The 23,125-nt window shown below is 55.8% G+C and carries 20 protein-coding genes; 15 read left to right on the forward strand and 5 right to left on the reverse strand.

Annotated elements, in window-relative coordinates:
• Positions 1–22: 22 nt before the first annotated feature.
• The gene (locus AAFN83_RS07740; RefSeq protein WP_347768800.1) at positions 23–946 is read right to left on the reverse strand and encodes an AEC family transporter; all 924 of its coding nucleotides are present in this window, start codon (positions 944–946) and stop codon (positions 23–25) included.
• A 180-nt stretch (positions 947–1,126) separates the two neighbouring features.
• Between AAFN83_RS07740 and AAFN83_RS07745 the strand changes: the two genes are divergently transcribed.
• From AAFN83_RS07745 to AAFN83_RS07775, 7 genes are all read left to right on the forward strand, one after another.
• On the forward strand, positions 1,127–1,489 hold the full coding sequence (locus tag AAFN83_RS07745; RefSeq protein ID WP_347768363.1) for a FlxA-like family protein: 363 nt from the start codon (positions 1,127–1,129) through the stop codon (positions 1,487–1,489).
• A gap of 181 nt (positions 1,490–1,670) precedes the next feature.
• Positions 1,671–3,188 carry an amino acid permease gene (locus AAFN83_RS07750; protein ID WP_347768365.1) on the forward strand — a complete coding sequence of 506 codons (1,518 nt, stop codon included), beginning with the start codon at positions 1,671–1,673 and terminating at the stop codon, positions 3,186–3,188.
• A 73-nt stretch (positions 3,189–3,261) separates the two neighbouring features.
• Positions 3,262–3,765: a hypothetical protein gene (locus AAFN83_RS07755; protein ID WP_347768367.1), complete on the forward strand. Its 504-nt coding sequence runs from the start codon at positions 3,262–3,264 to the stop codon at positions 3,763–3,765.
• Between the two features lie 156 nt (positions 3,766–3,921).
• Positions 3,922–4,449 (forward strand): SMI1/KNR4 family protein, encoded by a 528-nt coding sequence (locus AAFN83_RS07760; RefSeq protein ID WP_347768369.1) that lies wholly within the window; start codon positions 3,922–3,924, stop codon positions 4,447–4,449.
• A 124-nt stretch (positions 4,450–4,573) separates the two neighbouring features.
• Complete coding sequence (locus AAFN83_RS07765) at positions 4,574–5,557, forward strand: ATP-binding protein (RefSeq protein ID WP_347768371.1); 984 nt, start codon at positions 4,574–4,576, stop codon at positions 5,555–5,557.
• Positions 5,558–5,576: 19 nt separating this feature from the next.
• Positions 5,577–6,446 (forward strand): tetratricopeptide repeat protein, encoded by an 870-nt coding sequence (locus AAFN83_RS07770; protein WP_347768372.1) that lies wholly within the window; start codon positions 5,577–5,579, stop codon positions 6,444–6,446.
• Positions 6,447–6,544: 98 nt separating this feature from the next.
• Positions 6,545–7,264 (forward strand): YebC/PmpR family DNA-binding transcriptional regulator, encoded by a 720-nt coding sequence (locus AAFN83_RS07775; RefSeq protein ID WP_347768374.1) that lies wholly within the window; start codon positions 6,545–6,547, stop codon positions 7,262–7,264.
• A 91-nt stretch (positions 7,265–7,355) separates the two neighbouring features.
• Here AAFN83_RS07775 and AAFN83_RS07780 read toward each other — a convergent pair whose 3' ends face one another.
• The 3 genes from AAFN83_RS07780 to AAFN83_RS07790 all read right to left on the reverse strand — a co-directional run bounded on the left by AAFN83_RS07780 (position 7,356) and on the right by AAFN83_RS07790 (position 11,350).
• A complete protein-coding gene (locus AAFN83_RS07780; protein ID WP_347768376.1) occupies positions 7,356–9,293 on the reverse strand; it encodes a WG repeat-containing protein in 1,938 nt (645 codons plus the stop codon).
• 390 nt (positions 9,294–9,683) lie between these two features.
• On the reverse strand, positions 9,684–10,511 hold the full coding sequence (locus AAFN83_RS07785) for an RMD1 family protein (protein WP_347768377.1): 828 nt from the start codon (positions 10,509–10,511) through the stop codon (positions 9,684–9,686).
• 11 nt (positions 10,512–10,522) lie between these two features.
• A complete protein-coding gene (locus AAFN83_RS07790) occupies positions 10,523–11,350 on the reverse strand; it encodes an RMD1 family protein (RefSeq protein ID WP_347768378.1) in 828 nt (275 codons plus the stop codon).
• Between the two features lie 129 nt (positions 11,351–11,479).
• On the opposite strand from AAFN83_RS07790, the gene AAFN83_RS07795 reads away from it, so the two are divergent.
• The 5 genes from AAFN83_RS07795 (at position 11,480) to AAFN83_RS07815 (ending at position 16,100) form a co-directional block, all read left to right on the forward strand.
• Positions 11,480–12,496 carry an alpha/beta hydrolase fold domain-containing protein gene (locus AAFN83_RS07795; RefSeq protein WP_347768379.1) on the forward strand — a complete coding sequence of 339 codons (1,017 nt, stop codon included), beginning with the start codon at positions 11,480–11,482 and terminating at the stop codon, positions 12,494–12,496.
• Positions 12,493–13,365: a 4-hydroxybenzoate octaprenyltransferase gene (locus AAFN83_RS07800; protein WP_347768381.1), complete on the forward strand. Its 873-nt coding sequence runs from the start codon at positions 12,493–12,495 to the stop codon at positions 13,363–13,365. The genes AAFN83_RS07795 and AAFN83_RS07800 overlap by 4 nt, the downstream gene beginning before the upstream one ends.
• Before the next feature lie 125 nt (positions 13,366–13,490).
• Positions 13,491–14,459 carry an ABC transporter substrate-binding protein gene (locus tag AAFN83_RS07805; protein WP_347768383.1) on the forward strand — a complete coding sequence of 323 codons (969 nt, stop codon included), beginning with the start codon at positions 13,491–13,493 and terminating at the stop codon, positions 14,457–14,459.
• On the forward strand, positions 14,443–15,342 hold the full coding sequence (locus AAFN83_RS07810) for an ABC transporter ATP-binding protein (protein ID WP_347768384.1): 900 nt from the start codon (positions 14,443–14,445) through the stop codon (positions 15,340–15,342). The genes AAFN83_RS07805 and AAFN83_RS07810 overlap by 17 nt, the downstream gene beginning before the upstream one ends.
• The gene (locus AAFN83_RS07815; protein WP_347768386.1) at positions 15,336–16,100 is read left to right on the forward strand and encodes an ABC transporter permease; all 765 of its coding nucleotides are present in this window, start codon (positions 15,336–15,338) and stop codon (positions 16,098–16,100) included. Before AAFN83_RS07810 ends, AAFN83_RS07815 begins: the two co-directional genes overlap by 7 nt.
• Before the next feature lie 183 nt (positions 16,101–16,283).
• Here AAFN83_RS07815 and AAFN83_RS07820 read toward each other — a convergent pair whose 3' ends face one another.
• Complete coding sequence (locus AAFN83_RS07820; RefSeq protein ID WP_347768387.1) at positions 16,284–20,363, reverse strand: S8 family serine peptidase; 4,080 nt, start codon at positions 20,361–20,363, stop codon at positions 16,284–16,286.
• 424 nt (positions 20,364–20,787) lie between these two features.
• Between AAFN83_RS07820 and AAFN83_RS07825 the strand changes: the two genes are divergently transcribed.
• The 3 genes from AAFN83_RS07825 (at position 20,788) to AAFN83_RS07835 (ending at position 23,030) form a co-directional block, all read left to right on the forward strand.
• Complete coding sequence (locus AAFN83_RS07825; protein WP_347768389.1) at positions 20,788–21,468, forward strand: YjgB family protein; 681 nt, start codon at positions 20,788–20,790, stop codon at positions 21,466–21,468.
• Between the two features lie 67 nt (positions 21,469–21,535).
• The gene (locus AAFN83_RS07830; protein ID WP_347768391.1) at positions 21,536–21,976 is read left to right on the forward strand and encodes an Rrf2 family transcriptional regulator; all 441 of its coding nucleotides are present in this window, start codon (positions 21,536–21,538) and stop codon (positions 21,974–21,976) included.
• 190 nt (positions 21,977–22,166) lie between these two features.
• A complete protein-coding gene (locus tag AAFN83_RS07835) occupies positions 22,167–23,030 on the forward strand; it encodes an SDR family oxidoreductase (protein ID WP_347768392.1) in 864 nt (287 codons plus the stop codon).
• Positions 23,031–23,125: the final 95 nt, after the last annotated feature.

The following is a 23,125-nucleotide window of genomic DNA, read 5'->3' on the forward strand; positions in this document are numbered from 1 at the left end:
TGCAGCCTTGCCTGCGTGTCGATCAGCTCGTCAGCGTGATGAGGAGCGGCAGCAGGAGGAACGAGGCGAGCGTCGTCCAGACGATGCATTTCGAAACGAAGACGGGGGCCGCGCCGAAGCGTTCGGCGAGGACGACGGCGTTAACGGCCACCGGCATCGACGCGAGAACGAGCAGGACGTCAAAGAGCGTCCCGTCGATGCCGAGAAGGAGCAGGAGGAGCAAGGCGACGAGCGGAGCCAGCACGAGTCGCACGACCAGTCCGGTCCAGAAGAGCCGCGCGGGCAGCTCACGAGCTTCAGGCGTGCGAATGCGGGCGACCTGCGCCCCCAGCACGATCAGGACGACGGGCGAATAGGCATCCGCGAGCAGGGAGACGCCTCGGGCGAGATCTGCCGGAACCGGCAGGGCAAGCAGGCGCAGCGCCAGAGCCAGCAGCGCGGCATAGATAGCGGGAAGCGAGAAGACGGAACGGATCGCGCCCCGGATTGTGAAATGGGAGCGGGCGGCAAAATAGATGCCGACCGTGTTCACGATGATCATCTGGGTGATGACATAGACCGAGGCTTTGTCCAGCCCCGCCTGTCCGAAGGCGAGCAGCACCAGCGGCAGGCCGTAGTTGGCACTGTTGGTGAAGGTGGTGATGAGGGTGAGCCCCGCTGTATGCGCGGGGTCGGCCCGCAGGAACCGGCTAAGCCCGCTTGCAAGGCCCCATAGGGCCAGCAGGTTGAGCACAGCGAAGGCGACAATGCCGGAGACATCCTGGGCGGAGACTTCCGCGGTGAGAAGCGTGTCCAGGATGATGGCGGGGCTGAGCACGTACAGATACAAGGTGAGCAGTGGCTTCGTATCGAGCCCCTTGAAGCGGGCGAGCAGGGCTCCGGCAACAATGGGAATGATCAGGGGCAGGCTGACATGCTGCAGGGTGAGCAGAACGGATGAGAGCAAAGCGGATTTTCCTCCGATCAACAGGTTTGCCTCCTACTATACGGCTGGAGGGCACACGAGTCTAAGATCAAAAGGCTATCTGCCTGATAGGCATTGCCTATACCCCATTTCAGGTTCATTTAAGGCGCCTCTGGTAACGTGAGGGTTGACCGTAACCCTATACCACAGGAGGAACGATTCATGAATGTGTCATCCCTAGGAAGTTCGACCGCATCTACAGCTTATTCCAAAAGTTCATCCAACTCGACGAATGAAACGGCCGCATTGGAGAAGGAAAAGGCCAAGCTGCAGGCGGAGATTCGCAAGGAGCAGGCGAGTCAGGAGGATGCCAAGACGAAGGAGCAGAACATCAAGGCCCTTCAGCAGCAAATCCAGCAGCTCGAGCAGCAGATTACCCAACAGAAGGCGAGCGTATCAGAAGGAACCTCTGCCGGAGGAGCGGGAGGATCTGCGCCGACTGCCCCACCCGCAGGAGAGATGAACGGCCCCGCTCCGGGAACGGGCGGAATTCAGCCGGACGGCAGCTTTGACGCCCGGGTGTGAGCCTCGTACGACAGCCGGATGGATCGGCAGAAGCGGAAAAATTCAATCATGGGGAAAGGCGTGGGGCAAAGCCCCACGCCTTTTTTGAGCAGACGGAATGAGTAGATAGGGAGGGGGCATCGCGGTTAACATCCCCGCTGCAAGCAAATACTGACAGCAAAAAATCAAGGGTGGGAAGCGCATGACAGGGAAGCGAAAGGATCAGGGACTCACCGCGTGGCAGCTTGCCATGATGGCGCTCGGGACGGTGGTGGGCGGCTCATTCTTTCTCGGCTCAGCGGTGGCGATCCAGGCGGCAGGACCGTCCGTACTGATCGCCTATGTTGTGGGGGCGGTGCTCGTGTATTGGATCTTGTCCGCTCTCTCCGAGATGACAGTCGCCAACCCGGCAGCCGGCTCATTCCGCACCTATGCGGAGAAGGCCTTCGGTCGGGGGGCGGGCTTCACCGTCGGGTGGGTGTACTGGACCGGCCTCGTGCTCGCCATGTCGAGCGAAGCGATCGCCGCCTCGACGCTCCTTCGGGAGTGGTACCCGGGGCTGTCTACGCCGCTTGTAGGAGCCGGAATCATCGTCGGCGTCACCTTGCTCAATCTGCTGGGAGCCGAGTACCTCGGCAAGCTGGAGAGCGGGCTGGCCGCCATCAAGCTGGCGGCGATTGCCGGCTTCATCCTGCTTGCCCTGCTTCTTGCCATCGGCCTACTGACGGGAAGGACCGGAGCCGCCGCTGGAGCCTCTCCCCTCACAGAGGGCTTGCGCCAGCTTACCGGGGGAAGCTGGTTCGCCGGAGGAATCCGCGGCATCGCAGGCAGCATGCTGATGGTCATGTTCACCTATGCCGGCTTCGAGGTGCTGGGACTCGCCGCATCCGAGGCCCGAGACCCGAAGCGAACCATCCCGCGCGCGATCAACCGAACCATCGGGCTGCTGATTGTCCTGTACTTGGGAGCCATGGCCTCGCTGTTCCTGCTGCTGCCTTCCTCTCGCGTGTCCACCTCCGTCAGCCCCTTCGTCAGTGCTTTGTCCCTGCACGGGTTCGGTTGGGCGGGCTTTGTCATGAACCTCGTGCTGGTCTCGGCGATCCTCTCCACGATGCTCGCTTCACTGTTTGGCTTGGGCCGTATGCTGCGCTCCCTTGCCGAAGAGGGCCATGCTCCCCGTTGGATGCGGGATAGCGGCCGATCCACGCGGCGCGGAATTCTGCTCTCGGGTGCCGCCATGTTGGCTGCGCTCGGGCTGGGGCTTTTGCTGCCGCAGAACGTCTACCTGTTCCTGGTCGGCTCCGGGGGCTTCACCCTGCTCTTCGCTTACTTGATGATCATGCTGAGCCATTGGCGGCTTCGCCGCCGCAACCGGAAGCCCCTCGTGGAAGCCTACGGTCTTCACGGGTTTCCTGTTACCTCCTGGATCGCCATCGTCAGTCTGGCCGTCATCATGCTCAGCATGCCGCTCATCCCCGGACAGGGGAGCGGGCTCGTGGCGGGTGCTTCGCTCGTACTCTTATATGGAGCAGGATACGCGCTGGTTGCCCGCAGGCAGCGTTCTGCTCGTTTGAAGCAGGAAGCTCCACATCGGGAAACGCGAGATCATGCTTGGAGCAGGTCCTCCCAGTTGGGTTCTCCCGCAGGACGATCAGCCTTTTCCTCGGAAATGGCAGAAGAACTGGACTTCCGATCCGAAGAGCGAAAGGATTGTGAATGAACGCACTAGCGTGTTTAAGGAACAATCTGGTAGTATGGTGAGGAAAAGGAGAATGGCTCGGAGGAGAGATCAGATGAACCCAAGAGCGAAGCGTTCTCGTTGGAGCGTATGGGGTGTGCTGCTGCTCTGCCTCGTCATCGGGGGGTGCGGGGCGAGGACATCGGCAGCGCAAGTGTCCGTGTACAACGATTCCGCCAAAATCGCAGGAGAGGGAGACAGCTTCACCTTTGCCGATAAGCAGGGAGAGAACGATGCGAACGGAGGAAAGCTGTCTTACCGAGGCTTCAGCGGCATGCTTACGATGTGGACTCTGGATAACCCCAAGAGCGATGCGGGCTCCCTCAAGATAAGCTGGACGCTGTCCGCCTCCAAGGGGAAGACGAAGCTGGTCTACCTGCCGCCGGACGGTACGGTTCAGGTGCTGGCTGAGGGGGAAGGTAAAGGAGAGATGACCCTGGATGTACCCGGCGGTACGTCCCGGATCAAGCTGGTCGGCCAAAAGGCGAAGGGAACCGTATCGGTTGAGCTTACGCCTTCCGACTCGGTAACGGTAACCGGAGAGAAGGATTTTGAGTAAGACAACGAATGAGATCGTGACTAGCGCATCCGATGGGAATGCATCGAAATCGCCGCTCTTCCCAACGCTTATTTGGGCAGGGCGGTTTTCATTTGGAATCTCGCATTGAAACTCTTGCAGCCAGCATGATTCCGAGGAAGAGAGGAGACTGGCAAAATGGACAAGTTGATCGCAATTCTTACACCACCTGAGACGCCGCATAAGCCTGGCAGCGTAGAAGAGTGGCGGGAGGCAGCGGAGCAGTTGGGAACGGACCTCCCGGCGGATTATAAGGAGTTTCTGCGTATTTATGGCACGGGAGGGGTCGGTGACTTTTTGTGGATTCTGACGCCGTTTGATCCGGACGTCAATATCAATTTGTCGATCAGGCAGCGCGAACTGTGCGAGGCGTATCTAGTATCCAAAACGAACTTTCCCGAGTATTACCCATACGAGGCTTATCCTGCGCCAGGAGGATTGCTTCCTTGGGCTTATACAGATAACGGAGACGAACTTTATTGGCTCACCGAGGGGCCGCCCGATCAATGGACGGTTGTCGTCTACGAATCGAGATCTCCTGACTGTCACGTCTACCCCGTGAGGATGACAGACTTTCTTTACGGCTTTTTGTCGGGGGAAACGCCTTGCGAGGCGTTCCCGGATGATTTTCCAGACGAAGACACGGCTTACATTTCCGTAGAATAGATCAACGGGATATGACACAGAAGAAAGCGGCTCTCTCTTTCGGGATCGCTGCTGGTTTTGGTAGAATGAAATTATCTTAGGATGCAAGATCGATCGCAGCAGGTGAACACAAGGAGGAACAGGCATGGCGGATGACAACAACAGCTTGCCCCCGAACGGGGAAGAGGGCCCGAACAACGAAAAAAGACGCAACCTGAAGGTTATTTCCTTTAACCGGGAAAAAGGCGACATGGTGGAGACGGAGCAGCCCAAAACGACCTTCGCAGATGTCGGCGGAATGGAAGCGCTCAAGAAGAAAATACGGATGAACTTCATCCTTCCCCTCAAGCAGCCCGAGATGTTCGAGGCCTTCGGCCGAACCGCAGGAGGCAGCATGCTGCTCTACGGCCCCCCCGGCTGCGGGAAGACCTTCCTGGCACGAGCCATTGCCGGAGAGATCGGGGCTAACTTCATCCATATCGAGTTGCAGGCCATTCTGAATATGTACGTGGGCGGCAGCGAGAACAACCTGCATGATATCTTTGAGAAAGCCCGCGAGGAAAAGCCGTGCGTTGTCTTCATCGACGAGCTCGACGCCCTCGGCGGCAGCCGTCATCAGATGCGCCAGCACCACGACCGCATGCTCGTGAATCAACTGCTCACCGAGCTGGACGGGGTGTCCTCGTACAATCAAGAGGTTATGGTGATCGGGGCGACCAATACGCCGTGGTACCTGGATTCGGCGCTTCGCCGGCCGGGCCGGTTCAATCATCTACTTTTTGTTTCCCCGCCTGAGCCGGCAGAACGAGAACGCATCCTGGAGCTCAAGTTCGCCGGCAAGCCGCAGGAGAAGCTGAACCTGAAGAAATGGTCGGAGGGCGCGGTGCACTTTTCCGGAGCGGATCTGGAGCAGATCGTGCGCGATGCCGTCGAAAAGGCACTGGAGCGCTCTCTGGAGTCCGGCAGCATTCAGCCGATTACGGATGAAGATCTGAAGGCGGTCTTCCAGGCGCGCAAGGCCACGACACTGGAATGGTTTTCCACCGCGAAGAATTACGCCACCTTCAGCGACACGAATAAAGATTACGAACTGGTACTGGATTATATTCGCACGCACCGGATCAAATAGGCAGCAAGGAGAACTGGCGATGGCATTGTCTGCTCACGCGCAACGGGCGGCTCAACTATTGGACTGGAAGCGATACCCGGAGGCGATCCGCGAAACGGAGGATTGGATTCGGGACGATCCCGATTTTGATGCGCCGTATGCGTTCATGGGGAGAATCTTCCTGAAGCAGGAGCGGTATGAGGAGGCCCTTCATTGGGCCAACGAGGCGCTGCGACTGAATCCAGCCAGTGAATTGGGTTGGTTTGTCCGAGTGAATCTCTTCTACGATCAAAAAAATTACTTTCAGTTCCATCGGGATGTGAAGGAAGCCCGGCGAATCGATCCCACGGAACCTCATTATCCCTATCTTCTGTTCAATGTTTATCACAAGGAGGGACAAGTATCGGACGCGAGGGCTGCGTTGAAAGAGGCGCTGTCATTGGATCCGGAAAATGCCTTGTACCTCGCCTCTCTCAGCTACCTCGAGGCGAACTGTCAGAACGATCCGGCATCCGTGGAAGCAGAGGAAGCTGCCCTTCGGATCAATCCCGAAGGCCCTCTGGTGTTCCTGTACCTCGGCTGGGCGGCGCATGTACGCAGGGATTACAAGAAGGAAACGCTGTATATGGAGAATGCCGTCCGCCTCAACCCGGAGAACAAGCAGATCCGTGACGAATATCTGGGCAGCCTTCAAAATCGGTACTGGATCTATCGGGTGCTGCATCTGCCCACCTCTACTCGAAAGTTGAAGCGGTGGCAATTGTATCTCTCTTGGTTTCTCTGTGTAATTCTGTTACGGCAGTTTGTACTCCTGCTCGTCTTGCTCTATGCACTGGCAGCCATTGCGTCGCGGGTGTTCGTGCGAGCGAGGGTGTTCGGGTGGCGATCGCTCTTTCGGAAGCGCCAGTAAAGAAGCGACAATGGGGCTGGATGGAGTTGGCGGAAGCGACGGGAAAAGCTATAATAGATAGCGACTGTGTACTAAACCGTGAAAGCGAGCGATAACCGATGGGTCGTAAGTGGAACAACATTAAGGAAAAGAAAGCGTCCAAAGATGCCAACGTCAGCCGGGTGTATGCAAAGTTCGGCTTGGAGATTTATGTTGCGGCCAAACGGGGGGAACCCAACCCGGATTCCAACCAGGCTTTGAAATTTGTGTTAGAGCGTGCCAAGACCTACAACGTGCCGAAGGCGATCATCGATCGCGCCATCGACAAGGCCAAGGGTGCCGGGGACGAGACATACGACGAGCTCCGTTACGAAGGCTTTGGGCCGAACGGCGCGATGGTCATCGTCGACGCGCTGACCAATAACGTGAACCGCACCGCTTCCGAAGTGCGCTCCGCCTTCAACAAGAATGGCGGCAACCTGGGCGTAAGCGGATCGGTCAGCTACATGTTCGACCAGACGGCGGTCATCGGTCTGGAAGGCAAGACCGCCGAGGAAGTGCTCGAAATCCTGATGGAAGCGGACGTTGATGCCCGCGACATCCTGGAGGAAGAGGACTCCGTGATCGTCTACGCCGCGCCGGATCAATTCAGCGCCGTGCAGGAAGCTCTTCGCGGAGCGGGCGTGAACGATTTCACCGTCGCCGAGCTGACCATGCTCCCGCAAAACTACGTCACGCTGCCGGCCGAATCGGTCGCACAATTTGAAAAGCTGATCGATGTGCTGGAGGACCTGGACGACGTCCAGCAGGTCTACCACAACGTCGAATTCGAAGATTAATTCAGTTAACAAGGAAGGCTCCCTACCCGGAGGTCAGGCGAACGAATCGCCTGCCGCCCGAGAGGGAGCCTTTTTCTGATGCGGGATGGGTCTATTTCGTTACTTGCTTCAACCGGTAAACCCCGTAAGAGCCTGTCTTTCCGCTAATGAATGGTTCCCTGGCACTCACTTTCGCAAACCATTCGACCGCTTGCGGGTGACTTTTCATGGCGTGAATTTCCTCGAACCACATCTCTCCAATGTACTGAGGAACGGAAGCAAGCTGCTCCCCTTTTTCATTTACAAGGTAGAAGGTCCCATTCTCGCTATCAAACGGTTCGGGGATGAAGGGCCCGGCTAGACGGTAGGAATAATCCATGTATTCGTCAACGAAATTCGAGGTGAAGGGGACGGCTTTCCCCTCATCTTCTCGCCCTCTCCGATAAGCCCCTTCCCCATTGAAGGCGAGCGCAATTCCTTTCTCAAACGGGGTGATGGTGGTATAGCCTTCTCCTGTCAGAAGCTTGCCGGACTTATTGAACAGGTAGGTTTCAGAGCGGGTTAATACCCGGCCGATTCCTGAAGAGTCCAAGGCGGTCATATACAGAACATCCGGGTAATCTTCGATTTTTCGTAGTTGTGTTCGCAGGGTTCCTTCACCAAAAAGAACCTTCCCTTTAGGGTCGATAAAAGAAATGACTTTTCCTTTCCGTACACGGGCCATTCCGTTATGGAAGGGTTCGGCTTCATCCCACTGCGGGGAGAGAATAAGCTTGCCGCTTGGAGCAATATATCCCCACTTCTCGTTCGATTTGACAGGAGCAAGCCCCTCGCCAAACGGTTGCGCCTCCTGCCACTGGAGGGGGAGTGCCAGCTTGCCGTCTTTTCCGAGAAAGCCCCATTTGCCGTTTTTCTTTACGGCTGCCTTCCCCTCTCGATAGGGCAAGGCTTGATCATACTCGAATTTGACAGCTTCCTGGAAGGAGGACGTGACATAGCCGAACTTTCCGTTCTTTTTCATAAGATACAGTCCACCGTCCACTTTCTCTGACAAAGCGGCGGTGAGAGAAGGGACAGAATCGTAGATGGCATCGGTAAGCTTTTTGCCGGTTTGATCAAAAAAGCCGATTTTGCTGCCTTTGGTGGCCACTATGCGTCCGTCCGTCAGAAGCTCGATGGAGTCCCACACCGGTTCGGCCAGCTTCTCGCCAGCTCCAGTAAAGAGACCCTTCTTATTACCGGAGGTCACTTGATACCAGGTATCCGCTGCTGACGTTCCTTTCCGGAATCCCTTGATCTCGTCAAAGCGAAACGGGATGATGACTCTTCCCTGCTTGTCGATGAGTCCCACCTTGTTTTTCTGGGTTACCACCTGAACGCCACGTTCAAAATAGCTCCAGCCCTCTGCCAGAATGAAATCTGCACTAACGGCGCGTGGGTCGGGGATCTCATCATAGGCAAAGGGCAGAACCACATCACCCTTCAGGTTGATGGCTCCGATTTTTTCGTTCTTTTTTGCAAAGAGAAAATCACTCTTCATGGAAGGGTACCCTTGTTCCGGAAGGTACTCACCATAAAAACGGTCATAAATGGGTGGAACCAGCTCGCGGCCGCTCTCATCGATTATGCCGACTTTAAGAGAGGTTTGCTCTTCCTCTTCATCCTCTTTTCCGGAATCGATTAGGGTGTAGGAGAAGTAAATCGGCTTTCCCTTTCCATCTGAGCCGCGCTCTAGCATTAAAAACTTTCCCGATGGAATAATGGGTGTCCCTCTCTCGTCAATTACACCCGCAGAGGGTATGCTATCATCAAAGAGACGGATGGGTGTTTTTACGATGGCCCGTCCGCTCACGAACGAGGAGACTTCTTTATCGGCAGGAAGCGCAAAGGCCACTTCTCCCTTCGGATTTACGTATTCATTCGTTTCTTTGGAAAGGGAACGAACGCCAAGGAAGTTGCCGGTGTCAGACCAGACGATGTTGGAGTATGTCGCCGGCAGGATGAGCTTGCCCTCCGAATCAAACAGCCCGAGCTTTTTGTTCTTGAACACGACATAGTAGCCAGATACAGGATAAATCTTGTCCCACTCACCTGGGATAACGGTTTCCCATTTCGTGGACGGTGAAGAAGCGGCGGTAGCCCTATCCGCTTGTTGTGCGAAGGCTTGAGAAGGTACCGACCCAATAAGAAAAATCAAAATGATACTAACCAAAGTATTTCGAGAAAACAGACCTTTTACCGACATTAACGAGCCCCATTTCATTCTTGAAGTAAAATACAGAATCTTCCTCATTGTAGCAGGCTGGCAGCTCCAAGAAAATGGAATATTTGTTGAATGCCGGTGGTGTTAACGAGCAAGGCTCCCTACCCGGAGGTCAGGTGAACGAATCGCCTGCCGCCTAGGAGGGAGCCTTTTTCTGATGTTGAATGGGTCCATCCGTCAATGAGAGAGCCACATTCGCACGAGACTCGCCAGCGGAAAGAGGGCGAGGAGGAAAATCTCGAGCACGTACAGGCGGTTCTCATTGGTTTTGTAGCTGAGGGAATTGTACGTCTTCATCGTCGTACGGAGGCTGCTGATCTTGCTGTTCAGCACATCGAAGCGGTCATTCAGCTCATAATGCTCCGCGAGGGCATCGTAGAGCGCCCGGCTGTTCGGGCTGTCCGTATCGGCGGTCGCGCGATCGAACAGACGGATGGTCATGATGCTGGTGTATTCAAACTTGAGGAACTTCGCCTGCATGTGCGAGGAGCCTTTCTTATTGAAGCGAAGGCTTCCTCGACGCAGCTTGTCGATGTAGGGCTCGGACTCGTCGATGTGGGTACTGACATCCGCTTCCACCTTGGTGAGCGCGGCCGACTTGGCCAGGAGGCTGGCCACGAGCGGGAAGATGGATTCCTCCAGGCGGAAGGTGCGGGTGGCTCCCTCCCAGGGCGCAAAGGTTCCGTCTTCCTCAACTTGGAACACATGGCTCTCCGTGTAACGGGCGATCATGGAATAATCCACTTCGTCCACCAGCCCGGCGAAGAAATCCAGGAAGATCTGCAGCTCCCCTTCATTGAAGTTAAGGAAGCCGATCGAGCCATATTCGAACAGGTAGACGCGTTTGTCCTCGCATGGCTTTTGCAAAATGCTCTCCAGATGGCGCCCCGTAAGCTCCACATACTCCTTCCAGCTTGCCGTCCGTTCGATTCGGAAGAAGGAAGCGGGCTTGTCGAGCGGAATCGGGGGGCCGATCACACAGCTTTTGAACCTCAGGGTCGGCATGGTGCTCCCTCCTAGCGGAACGCTTCGATGATCATGAGGATCACCTCAGCGACGATCAGAAGCACGATGACCCACTCGACAAAAAGGCCGCGGTTGGAGTGGCTGATGGTGGAGAAGCCCTCCATGATGTTATAGAGAATCTCTGTCTTGCTCTTCAGAATCTCATAACGGTCGGTAAGCTCGAAGAATTCGGACATCTGGTGGTAAAAGTCTCCCGCCTCGCTGTTCGTCCAGGTGATGTCCGGCTTATCAAGAATCATGATGTATGCGATCGTGTTGTACTCGTGGCGGACGATTCGAGCTGTTGTCTTGGCGAGCTCCTTGTCGCTGATGCGCAGGTTGGCCTTTTCCAGACGATCGATCATGGACTCCAGCCGATCGAGAATCTTGCCGAGCTGCTCTTCCGTCTTCTCCAGGGCGACGGATTTGGCCAAAACCGTGGAGATCAACTCGGGATAGAACAGTTCAAACGTCGGCACGATGACGTACTCGTCTGTAAGATGAAGCGTCTCCGTCTCTCCTATATGGAGCCGATAATCGTCCGTGTACCGATCAAAGTCCGCGAGGTTGATTTCGGGCTCGAAGGTTTGCACGTATTTCAAAAAAGTTGTGATTTCATCGGGCTGCGTGTGGTTGAGGAATACGACGCTGCCGAAGGAGAAGACCAGCACCTTTTGCTGTGGGGCGGTCTTTTTGCGAAGGATGGTGTCCAGAATTTCATCCTGGAGGACGAGCGGCTCTTCCCAGGTGTATTTCTTGGGGATTCCGCAGTCGAGCGCCATCTTGTTTAAGTCGATTTCATTGGTTATGGCGTAGGCCTTAAATGTCATGGAGCTCATCTCAATCACCCTTCCCTCCACAGTATACCACGAGGCGGCATCTGGCAAATTCTTGGATTGCTATCTGGACAGGCAAATCCTATACTGAGGTATGTGTGTGAGACGTTTCACAGAAGAGAGGGTGGAATCATGCCAAGCGTGGAGAGCGTCGAGATCAAGAGACGACTGCTTCAAGAGGGCTTTCACGCCAAATGGCAGAGTGCTGAGACCATCCGCGACTATGTTCAGAGCCTGCCACCCTACCCGGCCTTGAAGGTGCGGAGGAAGGACTGGCAGACCGAGAGCTACGAAGCTCCGGATGGCGAACAGATGGCGGTTTATCGCTATGGCGAAGAGTCAGCCCATTCGGGCGTGCTCGTCTATTACCATGGCGGGGCTTATATTGAAGAGATTTTGCCCCCGCACTTTGCTTTTGCGGAAGCCCTTCATGCGTTAACCGGGCTTGCCGTTGTTGTTCCGAACTATCCGACGGTCCCGGCGACAACCGCAGCTCCGCTGAACCGGTTGCTTGCCGGGTACTATGACTTTGTTCACAGTCAGACGAACGGACCGGTGCACCTGATCGGAGATTCTGCCGGAGCCGCGCTTGCGTTGAATGCGGCAAAACGGGGGATCGAGAGCGGGCGTGAGGCAGCGAGCCTGACCCTGCTGTCGCCATGGGTCGACGTGGCGACGAACAATCCGCAGATCCAGGCGGAACGGCTCGCGGAAGCGGATGTATTCCTGCAGCCGCCCGGGCTCGCGGAGGTGGGCCGCTGGTTCGCGGGCGAGCCTGGCGTGCGAGACCCGCTCGCAAGCCCGCTGTTCGGTCCGTTCGCGGGACTTCCGCGAACCCTGGTGCTGATCGGGACGGCGGATTGCCTGCTGCCGGATGCCCGGCTTTTGAGAGAGAAGCTGGAGCAGGAGCATGTTGCCTTACGCTATGCGGAGTTTTCGGATATGATGCATGCTTGGCCGCTCTTTCCGATGCCGGAGGCGATGGAAGCACGCCAGATGATTCGGGACTTCATCTTAGAAGGGACCGTGGAGAAACCAGCGTATGAGGAGCCGCAGGGAGCGGAGGCAAGGTCTGCAGGAGATGGAGATGAAGGCTTGCTTGCGGCAGGCTCTGATGAGAGCAAGGATAACGGAGGTCGGCTGTCATGAGCCTTCTCGGCCGCTTCTATGGGAAGCTTCACTCTTACGGGGTGCTGGTCATGTTCCAGCACACGATCTTCTCGTTCTCCTTCGCCATCGTGGCACTGCTCCTCGCAGCGGGAGGATTGCCTTCCTGGGACCTCTTGGCCATTATTCTCGTGGCGCTGCTGGCCGCCCGAACGGGGGCTAACGCCCTCAACCGGGTAATCGATGCGGAGTTCGATCGGCGCAACCCGCGCACGGCGAACCGGCAAATACCGCGTGGAGAGATGAGCAAGAAGGAAGCGCTCTGGCTCTCTGTCGTCTGCTTTGTCGTGACGCTCGCCGCTGCCCTGATGCTGAATCCGCTGTGTGCCGTTTTGGCTCCCCCGGCGATTTTTTTTATGGTAATTTATTCGTATACGAAACGGTTTACGCCGCTGTGCCATCTCGTGCTCGGGTTCACCTGCTCGATTGCACCGGTCGGGGCGTGGCTGGCCGTCACGGGCCACTTCTCCTGGACGGCGATCTTCCTTGCGGGAGCGAACATGTGCTGGGTGGCGGGCTTTGACATCATCTACGGCGCGCAGGATGCCCAGTTTGACCATGCCAACGGCTTGTACTCGATGTCGACCGAGTTCGGCGTGGCTTTCGCGCTGGTCATCTCCCGTATGCTTCATTCGGTAGCGATGATCTGCCTGATCGTCGTCGGCCTGCTTCGCCCGGAATTCGGCTGGATTTATTACACGGGGATGGTCTTCGTCTTGCTGCTGCTTCTTGTGGAGCATCGCGTCGTCAAGCCCGACCATCTCCAGCATGCCACCTTTGCCTCGTACAACATCAACGAGCTGGTGAGCATTGTTTTTTTGACCTGCGGTGTGCTCGATGCTTTTCTATAATCATTCATCCTGAACGTGTTGGCAAACCGGGTTCATTCATGGGCTTGCGAACACGCTCTAAGACCAATCAGAGAACATGAGGAGCGTGCAGGAGTGCATGCTCATTCATTCGTGGAGGAAACCCTATGAAACCTTTTATTCGCAGCGGACTTCTTTTAACTACCCTTGCCCTTGCTCTTGCAGGTTGCGGCAGCAAGACCTCGTCGGAGAACGGGGCGACTCAGCCGGCCGATACGGCGAAGGAGCCGGTTACCGTTACGCTCGGCATGCTTCCGTCCATTGACGAAGTTCCCTTTGTTATCGCTCAGCAACAAGGCTTCGATGTGAAGCACGGCGTGAAATTCGACATCCAGACCTTCAAGAGTGCCAAAGACCGCGATGCGGCCTTCCAGGCCGGCAAGCTCGATGCGATCAGCGCAGACCTCGTCGCCATCTCCATCTACAATCAGGCTGGGTTGGACGTGAAGATTGCCAGCACCACCATCGGCGGGTTCAGCCTGCTCACCGGCAACGACTCGATCCAGAAGGTCGAAGACTTGAAGGGCAAGACGGTCATCTTCTCTAAAAACACGTCGACGGAATACACCATTTCGCAGATGCTCAAGCAAGCTGGCTTGACGGATGCCGATATCACGGCCACGGAAGTTCCACAAATCCCGACTCGATTGGAGCTGCTGAAGAATGGCAAGGCCGACGCTGCGATTCTGCCGGAGCCGTTCGTGACGATGGGCAAGGCTGCCGGACTGCGCGTGCTGTCTACCGAGAAGGAAGCGGGCCTGAGTCCATTCGTTCTGGCGGTTCCGCAAAAGGTGATCGATGCCAAGGCGGAAGCCATTCAAGGAATGTACGCCGCTTATAATGAAGCCTCCGACTATATGAAGAGTCATGATCAAGCGGATTATCTCGATGTGTTCATCAAGGAAGTGGGCTATCCGGAAGACCTGAAGAGCGAAATCGCCCTGCCGGAGTACCCGCATGCGGTTCAAATGGAGGAAGCGCAGGTGGAAGCGGCGTTTGCCTGGGCCAAGACCAAGGGGCTGTTGAAGAAGGACCTCGCCCCGAAAGATGTGATTTCGGATGTCGGGGTCAAGTAAAACAGCTGCTTCTTCTGCAACGGCGGAGGCCGCATCCGCTGCTGCATCGGAGGGGGTGTCGGGGGCCGTTCCTGCTGCTGGTTTGCAGGATAGGACGGCGGCAGTTCCCGGCACCGACACTGAGGAAGGGCTTCGCTTTCAGCAGTTGACCATTGCGTACCCGAATGGTCAACGTCCTCTGGATCGGCTGGAGCTGACGCTGCCGAAGGACCGCATCACCTGCATCATCGGCCCGTCGGGCTGCGGCAAGTCGACGCTTCTGCGGGCGGTGGCGGGGCTTGTTCAGCCGCTGGAGGGCGAGATTCGCCTCTCCGGAAGGCCCGTCCGCCCCAAGGAGACGCGCATCGGCTTCGTGCCGCAGAACTTCGGCCTGCTGGCGTGGAAGACCGCGCGGGCGAACATCGTCACGGCGATGGAACTCGCCGGGACGGGAGTTGCGCCGGGCCGCAAGGCGCGAGAGGCGGAAGCGGACCGTTGGCTCGCCGCCATGGGCATCGGCGGGCTCGGGAGCCGCTATCCGCTTTCGCTGAGCGGCGGCCAGCAGCAGCGCGTGGCGATCGCCCGCGCGTTTGCGCTTCGGCCGTCGCTCTTGCTGCTGGATGAGCCGTTCTCCGCTCTCGACGCGATGACGCGCGAGAGCATGCAGCGGCTCTTCTGGATGAGCTGGCGCGAGCATCCCGCCACCGCCCTCTTCGTCACGCATGACGTAGAGGAAGCGGTGCTGTTGGGCGAGCGCATCCTCGTCATGCCGAAGAACCCGGAAGCCGACATCCGGCTTCTGGAGAACCCGGCAAGCCAACTGGAATGGGAAGGGCGCCGCGAGAGCGCCTGCTTCTTCGAGCAGGCCAACCTCGTGCGGAGGGTCATTCGAGACGCATGGTGAACACGAAGCGCAAGATGATGAATCGGCTGCTCTCTCTCGTCGGCGTCCTCGCCGGCATGCATATCCTTTGGTATGTCCTGGCGCTCCTCATCGACAACCCGATCCTGCCATCGCCGATTCCGGTGTACGGGACGATGAACGAGCTTGTTCAGGCAGGAATCGGTCGCCATGTGGCGTACAGTCTCTACCGGATCGCAGCGGGGATCGCAGGCTCCCTCGTGATCGGATTGGCCATCGGCCTCCTCATGGGCCGCTCTGCCTTCTGGAACAAGCTACTGGACCCTGTCGTGTACCTGACCTATCCGATTCCGAAGATCGCCCTCCTGCCGGTGGCGATGCTCTTGTTCGGATTGGGGGAGACCTCGAAGATTCTGTTGATCGGACTCATTCTCGTCTTTCAGATCATCATCTCGGTCCGAGATGCCGTGAAGGCGATCCCGGAGGAGAGCTACGATGTGCTCACGACCCTTGGAGCAGGGAGCATGGCCAAGTTCCGGCATGTTACCCTGCCGGGCGCGCTGTCCGTCATCCTGAGCACGGTCCGCATTTCCCTCGGCACGGCCATCTCGGTGCTCTTCTTCACTGAGATTTACGGCACCCAGTACGGGATGGGCTACTTCATCATGGACGCCTGGCTGCGCATGGACTATGCGCAGATGTATGCGGGCATTCTCGTCTTGAGCGCAGGCGGCTTTGTTCTGTTCCTCCTCGTGGATGTGCTCGACGCCGTCTGGATGAAATGGCGGCGGTTGAGGTAGTGCCTGATTTGTGGTAAAGATGACACGGTTGCTTCTTTTGACTGTGAAACACAAATAGACCGGATCATCCTCGCTTCTAGAGAGGTGTGATCCGGTCTATTTGTGTTTTTGATATAGAAGAAAAAAACCCATCTCCGATAAATCGGAGATGGGGAGGCCAACAGATAAAACTTGGTAAGAAGCTTATTCCGAGAGCCCGGTCTTTGTCAGCAGAGCGTAGAGAGCAGCTGCTGCGAAGTCACGAGTTGCCGCGACATTCGGACGATAGGTAGTGCCGTCTGCCTTGATGACGCCGGCTTCGGTCAGTGCTTTCACACTGTCCTTGGCATATCCGGCAACAGACGCTTCATCGGTGTAAGGAACCTTCGGATTGAGATCGGAAGGCTTCAGCTCGATACCGGTGAGCTTGAGTGCACGGTCGAGGATAACAGCCAGTTCTTGGCGAGTTACCTTGTCGTTCGGGGCGAACTTGCCGCCGCCAATGCCTTTGATCAGGCCAGCTTCGCTAGCAGCTGCTACATCAGCAGCGAACCAGTCGCTGGACTTCACATCGGTGAAGGAGGCTGCCGCCGTTGCCTTCAACCCGAGTGCGCGAACCAGCAGGGCCGTAAATTCAGCGCGCGTCAGGTTTGCGTTCGGAGAGAAGGTAGTGGCCGACGTTCCGTCGATAATCCACTTGTTGGCAAGAGCTTGAATTTGGTCAGCAGCAGCGGAGGCAGCGATGTCCGTGAAGGCAATCGTGCGGGTTGCTGCGGCATAGACCGAGAAGCCCGGACGGTTTACCGTCACCAGGGTCTTGCCATCGCTTTGTTTCTTGAAGACGGAGGATACTGGCGTTACAACACCGTCTTTTTCGAAGAGAACACCGGCTTTGTTCGGCTCGATGCTGCCCGGTACGGTGAAGGAGCGCTTGATGAAGACATTGTTCGGCGTGCTTACTGCTTTGCTGCCGGCTTCGGTTACCCAGTTGGCTTCGAAGGCCACAGGCGTTCCGACAAGAGTGCCGGTTCCCAGCTTAGCCGTGAAGGAAGATTTGGCTTCCTCCGAAGGCTTAACGACCAGTTCCAGCTTAGCCGATGCAGGTGCATTTGCCAGCAGAGCAGTCGGCAGGGCGACCGCAGAGGTGCCTGCACTGAAGACGATCGTGCTCTTGGCCGGAAGGGCGCTCAGCAGCTTGACTTGATCTGCCGTAAGGGACAGCTTGGCATTCGCCGCACTGTCGGTGATCACGATGGCTGCAGGAGAAGTTCCAGCTGCAGTCACGGCTGCCTTCAGGGCGTCGTCCTTAACGGTTACCGTAGCTACTCCGTCCTTGGTTTCGGAAGCGGAGGTGACGGCTTGTTGTTTCAGGCCTTGGTCGACAACCGAGGAGGCTGCTTCATTGGTGGTAGGAGCAGGAATGAAGACTCCGCCGCCACCGGAAGTAGAGGTGTTATCAACATGGAAAGAGGTGATGCCGATGTAGTTTACCTTGAGAGAATCGTCAGATTCTCTAACCGGTTCTCCACTCGAATCGAGAAGAGTTGCAAAGATATAAATCGAATAAGTGCCATCCTTCAAGCTTCGGAGAGTTCCTTCAGCATCGTAGTAGGTCCCGTCAATGCCGTCCAGCTTGTAGGTTCCGGCTGGGATCGTCTTGTCGCCCGTATACAGTTCATCCAAAACTGCGATCTCGTTCCCGTCCAGATCCACGATGATCACTTGGAGGAGGTTCGCCTCCGTTGAGTTCAGGCGGTAAGAAAGGTCGGTCGTGTTTTGAGAAACTCGATTCGGGTAAATGAGCTTGTTGGTAAGCGTGATTTGATCGATGTCGATGAAGGGAGTTTCGGTATCGCCAACGTGTACGACGAACGGAAGACGAAGAGTTTGTCCGCCGTTATCAGGCGTAAGCACTACCGCACCTTCATACCAGTAGTCTGGAGCGGTGTCTTCTCCAACCGTCAGTGCCAGGTCAAAGGTCTGGCTGTTGCCATAGCCTGCGGCAACCGAAACCTTGCTCGGAACCGTTGCTTTTACATTGTCAGGATCGGACAGGCCTTCCAGCCACTCGATGGATGCCGTGTACGAAAGGGCCTTGTCCGAGGTATTCTTGAGTTGAAGCTGCTTGGTTGCATCGGAACCAGCTGTTACAAGCCCGAAGCTCGCCGTTGGATTGTAATTGACAACATCTTTCCAGGTGTAATCAGGGCTAACGATGGAGATCGGTTCAACGGCTGTCAATAGCCCTGGGGTAAGAATGGCGTTCTTGACATTCGCACGGCCAGGACCTGCAAAGTAGTAATCGTGGGACCCGTATTGTCCAGTCGCATCCAGAGCATCCGCCGTGTTGGCCAGAGCGGCTCGAACATCAAATGGGGTATAAGTCGGGTGAGCCTGCTTGATCAGAAGGGCAAGACCGGCCACGTGAGGAGTAGCCATACTGGTTCCACTCAATCTGTCATAGGCATAATCGTACGAAACGCCTTCGAAATCTTTTCCGTAAGCCGGGACAGTAGACATCACATTCACACCAGGTGCGCTGATATCCGGTTTGATGCTCAGGTTGCTGTCAAAGTTCGGTCCCATCGAAGTAAAGGTAGCCAATTCATCTCCGGCAATAATAGTAGAAGGATAGTCCGGGCTGAATTTGAATTCGAGAGACTTGCCTTGTTGAACGATCAATCGAGCAAGAGCCCGTCCGTTCTTACCGGACAGATCAAAGGTCGGGAGGAAGTTGAAGCTGTCGCCGAGCGATACATTCATGTAGCCGTCACGGCCATTGATGGACTCCCTCAAGTCGGCTTGGGTCCCGGCAGCGTTACCATTGAAGATAACCGCAGCCTTTGCTCCAAACTCCTTAGCAATCGCAATTTTGTCCACGAAAGTCAACGATCCGCGAGAGATGAGGACTACTTTTCCTTCAATATTTTTCTGAACAAAGTTTCCGTTGCTGTCCTTGATAAGTTTCCCTGCGGAATCCTTCTCGTAATAGTCCGCCACATCTCCCAAGCCTACGTAAACAACTGGAATGGGATCTGTTCCAAAGGTTTTAACGAAATCATCTTCGAGGGTTGTCCAAGCCATAAGGCTGGTTTTCCCATAAGTAGCGTAGGTCGCCGTGTTAACACTGTCGTCAACAACGATCGGGGTGAAGGTTGCATCGTAATGCTTGGATTCACTTGTAACCGCGCCAACCGAAATACCCAGTTGAGTGGATGCCGGAGAGCCCATTGTTTTATACCCGGGACCGGCATTGCCGTTCGCAACAACGACCGTGATTCCGGACAGAACTGCATTATTCAATGCAATGACTTCTGGAGAGTTAGTATCCTTCTCGGCATCGGAGCCGAGGGACAGGTTCAGAACATCCATGCCGTCCTTCACTGCATGCTCGATTCCATCCAGAACTTGTGCGGTGGAGCCGCTGGCACGATCCGGTCTTTCCGCGTCTCGTCCCAGTACCTTGTAGGAATACAGCTTGGCTCCAGGGGCGATCCCTTGTTGAGCATACTCTCCTGTGTTCTTGAACTGTCCGATGATTGTACCTGCAACATGGGTACCGTGGCTCGTTCCAGGGAAGTCTTCCTCCCATACAGGGTGCTCTTCGTAGGGATCATTGTCCTTGTAGAAGGAGTCATAGCCGCCTACGTATGCAGGGGCAATATCCGGATGCAGATAATCGATCCCGGTGTCGATGACGCCGATTTTCAGGCCGGCACCTGTATAGCCTTGAGCCCAAGCCCAATCGGCGCTGACTTGCTTGATCGGAGCATTGTCATAGGTTGCCGTGGTAACCGTCGTGTCGGTTTGATCCGGCTCGGCGTACCAAGTGCTGTTCTCATGAATCGAGGCTACACCCGGAATCTTGGCGAGCTCCGGCAGTTCGTTGGCCGGAATGGTTACTTCGAAGCCGTTTAGTACCGTATCGTATTGATAGTTGACCTCGAGATCAATCCCTTTGGATTCTGCTTTGTTCAAGACGCTGGTTTGCTGGCTGAGAACCTTGGCTTCCGTAGCTTCGGCAGCTAGGGATTTCAGACCTTGCTTGGCAGCGTATTTTCCAACAGCAGCGGGTTGAGCGCTCAATTGAACGACGACACGAACTTTCTTCGAAGAGGTCGTATCGATCTTCGAAGAGATGACCGGTTGAACAGCTTTGAGGGCCTCTGCCAGAGCTCTATCGGACAGTGGCAGGTTCGCGGCGGATGCAAGGCCCGGGATGCCGCTTACCGTAACCCCGAGGGCCAGCGCAAGAAGCGAAAGTTTCTTAATACCTTTCTCCAATCAATTCCCCTCCATATTCACGATATACTATGTAGTCTCTTTTCTCTCATATCGGAAACAGAAGACGTTCCTCTCTCACGTCCGGCTTTGATATTTTCCAAGATGAGGAGAAAGAATACCAAGATTCTACCACCAGAGTTCTAGAAAATCTATATAATGTGTTAATATTTTTGACATTTGGTTAGGTATAAAATTCCTTAATCATCCTGAAAAAGAGAATATATAAGTGCATAATGGTAGAATATAGAGTTGATAAGTGATAACTACGATTTATGCGTTATATAAAGTTACCATATCGGAATTAACTGAAATTCAATGCAATTGGAAAGGGTAAGAATAAGTAGAGAAGCGAACCGCAACGTTTGTCTTGGCCGTTTCGTCTTTTTTACGACATTGCCCATTCCACACCAAGGAGACGATTGTTATGACCCCAGCCAAAAGGATTCTGACCGCAATGACCCTATCGGGCGTGCTCGCTCTGTCCGCCTGTTCTTCCAACACGAGTGAGGCGCCAAGCCCCTCCACAGCCCCTTCCGCCTTGGCTCCCACAAGCTCAGTTGCCCCGACAACGGTGCCGACAGCGTCGCCCGCTGCTTCCGCTTCCACCTCCGTTGCTCCTACATCGGAGACGACACCGAAGCCGACAGCATCTAGAGAAGCGACCGCTGCGCAGAAGCAAATCCGCGAGCTCGTTAAGGTGGCCAAGGAAGGCAAGGTGCCCGGTGTTCCCTATGCTGCGCATATCGGACTGATCGAGGACGTGAAGAAGGACTGGGGCGAGCCGGACAAGGAAGATTACCCCGCAGGCAGCAAAGGAACCTATTCGACCTACAGCAGCAAGAACGCCGTCATCGGCTGGAACAAGGGGAGCCTCATCTTCGACGTTCGGTCGAACGCACCCGAGATTCAAAAGCTGACCTGGAGCGAGGTAAAGGCGGAGCTCGGAAAGCCGACCGACACCAAGGAGAGCGGAAAAGACACCATCTACATCTATCGCGTGAGTGATCAATATGAGCTCAAGTTTGCCGTTCCGGGTGGAGAGGGCAAGGTGGATCACATTTCGGTGTTCTCGCCTCAGGACTCCATCAACAACATGGCGGGATAATGGAGCAGACTTGACAATCCATTTTTGATAGAACTAAAATGGTTACATCGAAAGGGGGCTGGGAAGCATGAAGCAGATCAGCAGCCGGTTCTCCATCGCGGTCCATGTGCTGTCTCTCATCGCGGTTTCACCCGATCCCGAGCAATGCACAGGCGACATCCTCGCAGGGAGCGTCAACACGAACCCGGTGATCATCCGGCGAATCTCCGCTATGCTGAAAAAGGCGGGCTTGATCGAGGTTCGTGCCGGTATAGGCGGAGCGAAGCTGAAGGTTCCCCCGGAGGAAATCACGCTTCTTACTGTTTTTCGGGCGGTTGATTCCGCTTCGGAGGGAGAACTGTTTCATTTTCATGAGAATCCGAACCCGGCATGTCCGGTCGGGCGCAACATTGAGTCCATTCTCCGGGCTGAAATGCGTGCGGCACAGGAAGCCTTTGAGGCTCGCTTGGCAAGCGTCACGATCCGTCAGCTGATGGACGGACTCAAACCGCATTTGCTGGAAGCCTGATGAGGAATAAGGAAAAGATCCTTCGGGGAAGCTAAGGCATTCCCCGAAGAACCCTCTTCTGTGTGGGCGCAAAGCTGGTGCATCGTTCCACGCGGTTACGGCAGGCAGTACGCTCTTCGGAGCTTCTTTTTCACCCTATGTTGTAACCGATGCGGTTATTACGAAATTCAAATTTATGGAGGTGCCTCACATGGCAAAATACTTGGTAACCGGTGCAACCGGACTTCTGGGAAACAAAGTGGTAAAGGCTCTTTTGAAGCGGGTTCCGGCCGAACAGATTGCGATCAGCGTTCGAGATCCTCATAAGGCGGAAGAGTGGGCGAAGCTCGGCGTGGATGTTCGTCAGGGCGACTACGAGGATGCGGCATCCCTGGATAAGGCTTTTGCAGGCATTGAGCGCCTCCTGCTCATTTCGTCGCAGGGCGATAATGACACGCGGATTGCTCAGCATAAAACGGCCGTAGCTGCCGCGAAGAAGGCCGGTGTCCAATTCATCGCTTATACGAGCGTAAGCAAAGCGACAGAAAGCAAGCTGTTTCTGGCTGAGGTCCACAAAGTGACAGAAGCGGAGATCCAGGCAACCGGCATTCCGTATGCCTTCCTCCGCAACAACTGGTATGTGGAGAACGAGACCAACACCGTAAAAGGTGTGCTGGCAGGCGCTCCCTTGGTTACATCCGCGGGTCAGGGCTTGACGGGATGGACGACCCGGGAGGACTATGCGGAAGCTGCCGCTGCCGTTCTGACCGGAACGGGTCACGAGAACCGCATCTATGAGCTGAGCGGAAAGCCTTCCACCTACGACGAGTACGCAGCAGCGATTGCCAAAGCAATCGGCCGGGAAGTAACCGTTCAACATGTAGATGATGCGGCCTATGAGCAGATTCTTGCGGGTGCCGGGTTGCCTGCTCCAGTGGTCGAAATCCTGTCTTTGATCCAAAAAGCCATCCGTAGCGGAGAGCTTGAGGTGCACTCGAACGATCTGGAAACGCTCCTCGGGCGTCCGGTAACTTCGCTAGAGGAAGGCGTTGCAGAAGTGGTGAAGGGAGCGTAAGTCAGCTCCTTTCTACCCTTCGTCTGACTAGCGCCTTCTCAGTACATTTAGGCAATGGATAACGTTTACACAATTACGGACAAGCCTTTATGCTC

The organism is Gorillibacterium sp. CAU 1737 (assembly GCF_039888655.1).
Lineage (GTDB): Bacteria > Bacillota > Bacilli > Paenibacillales > NBRC-103111 > Gorillibacterium.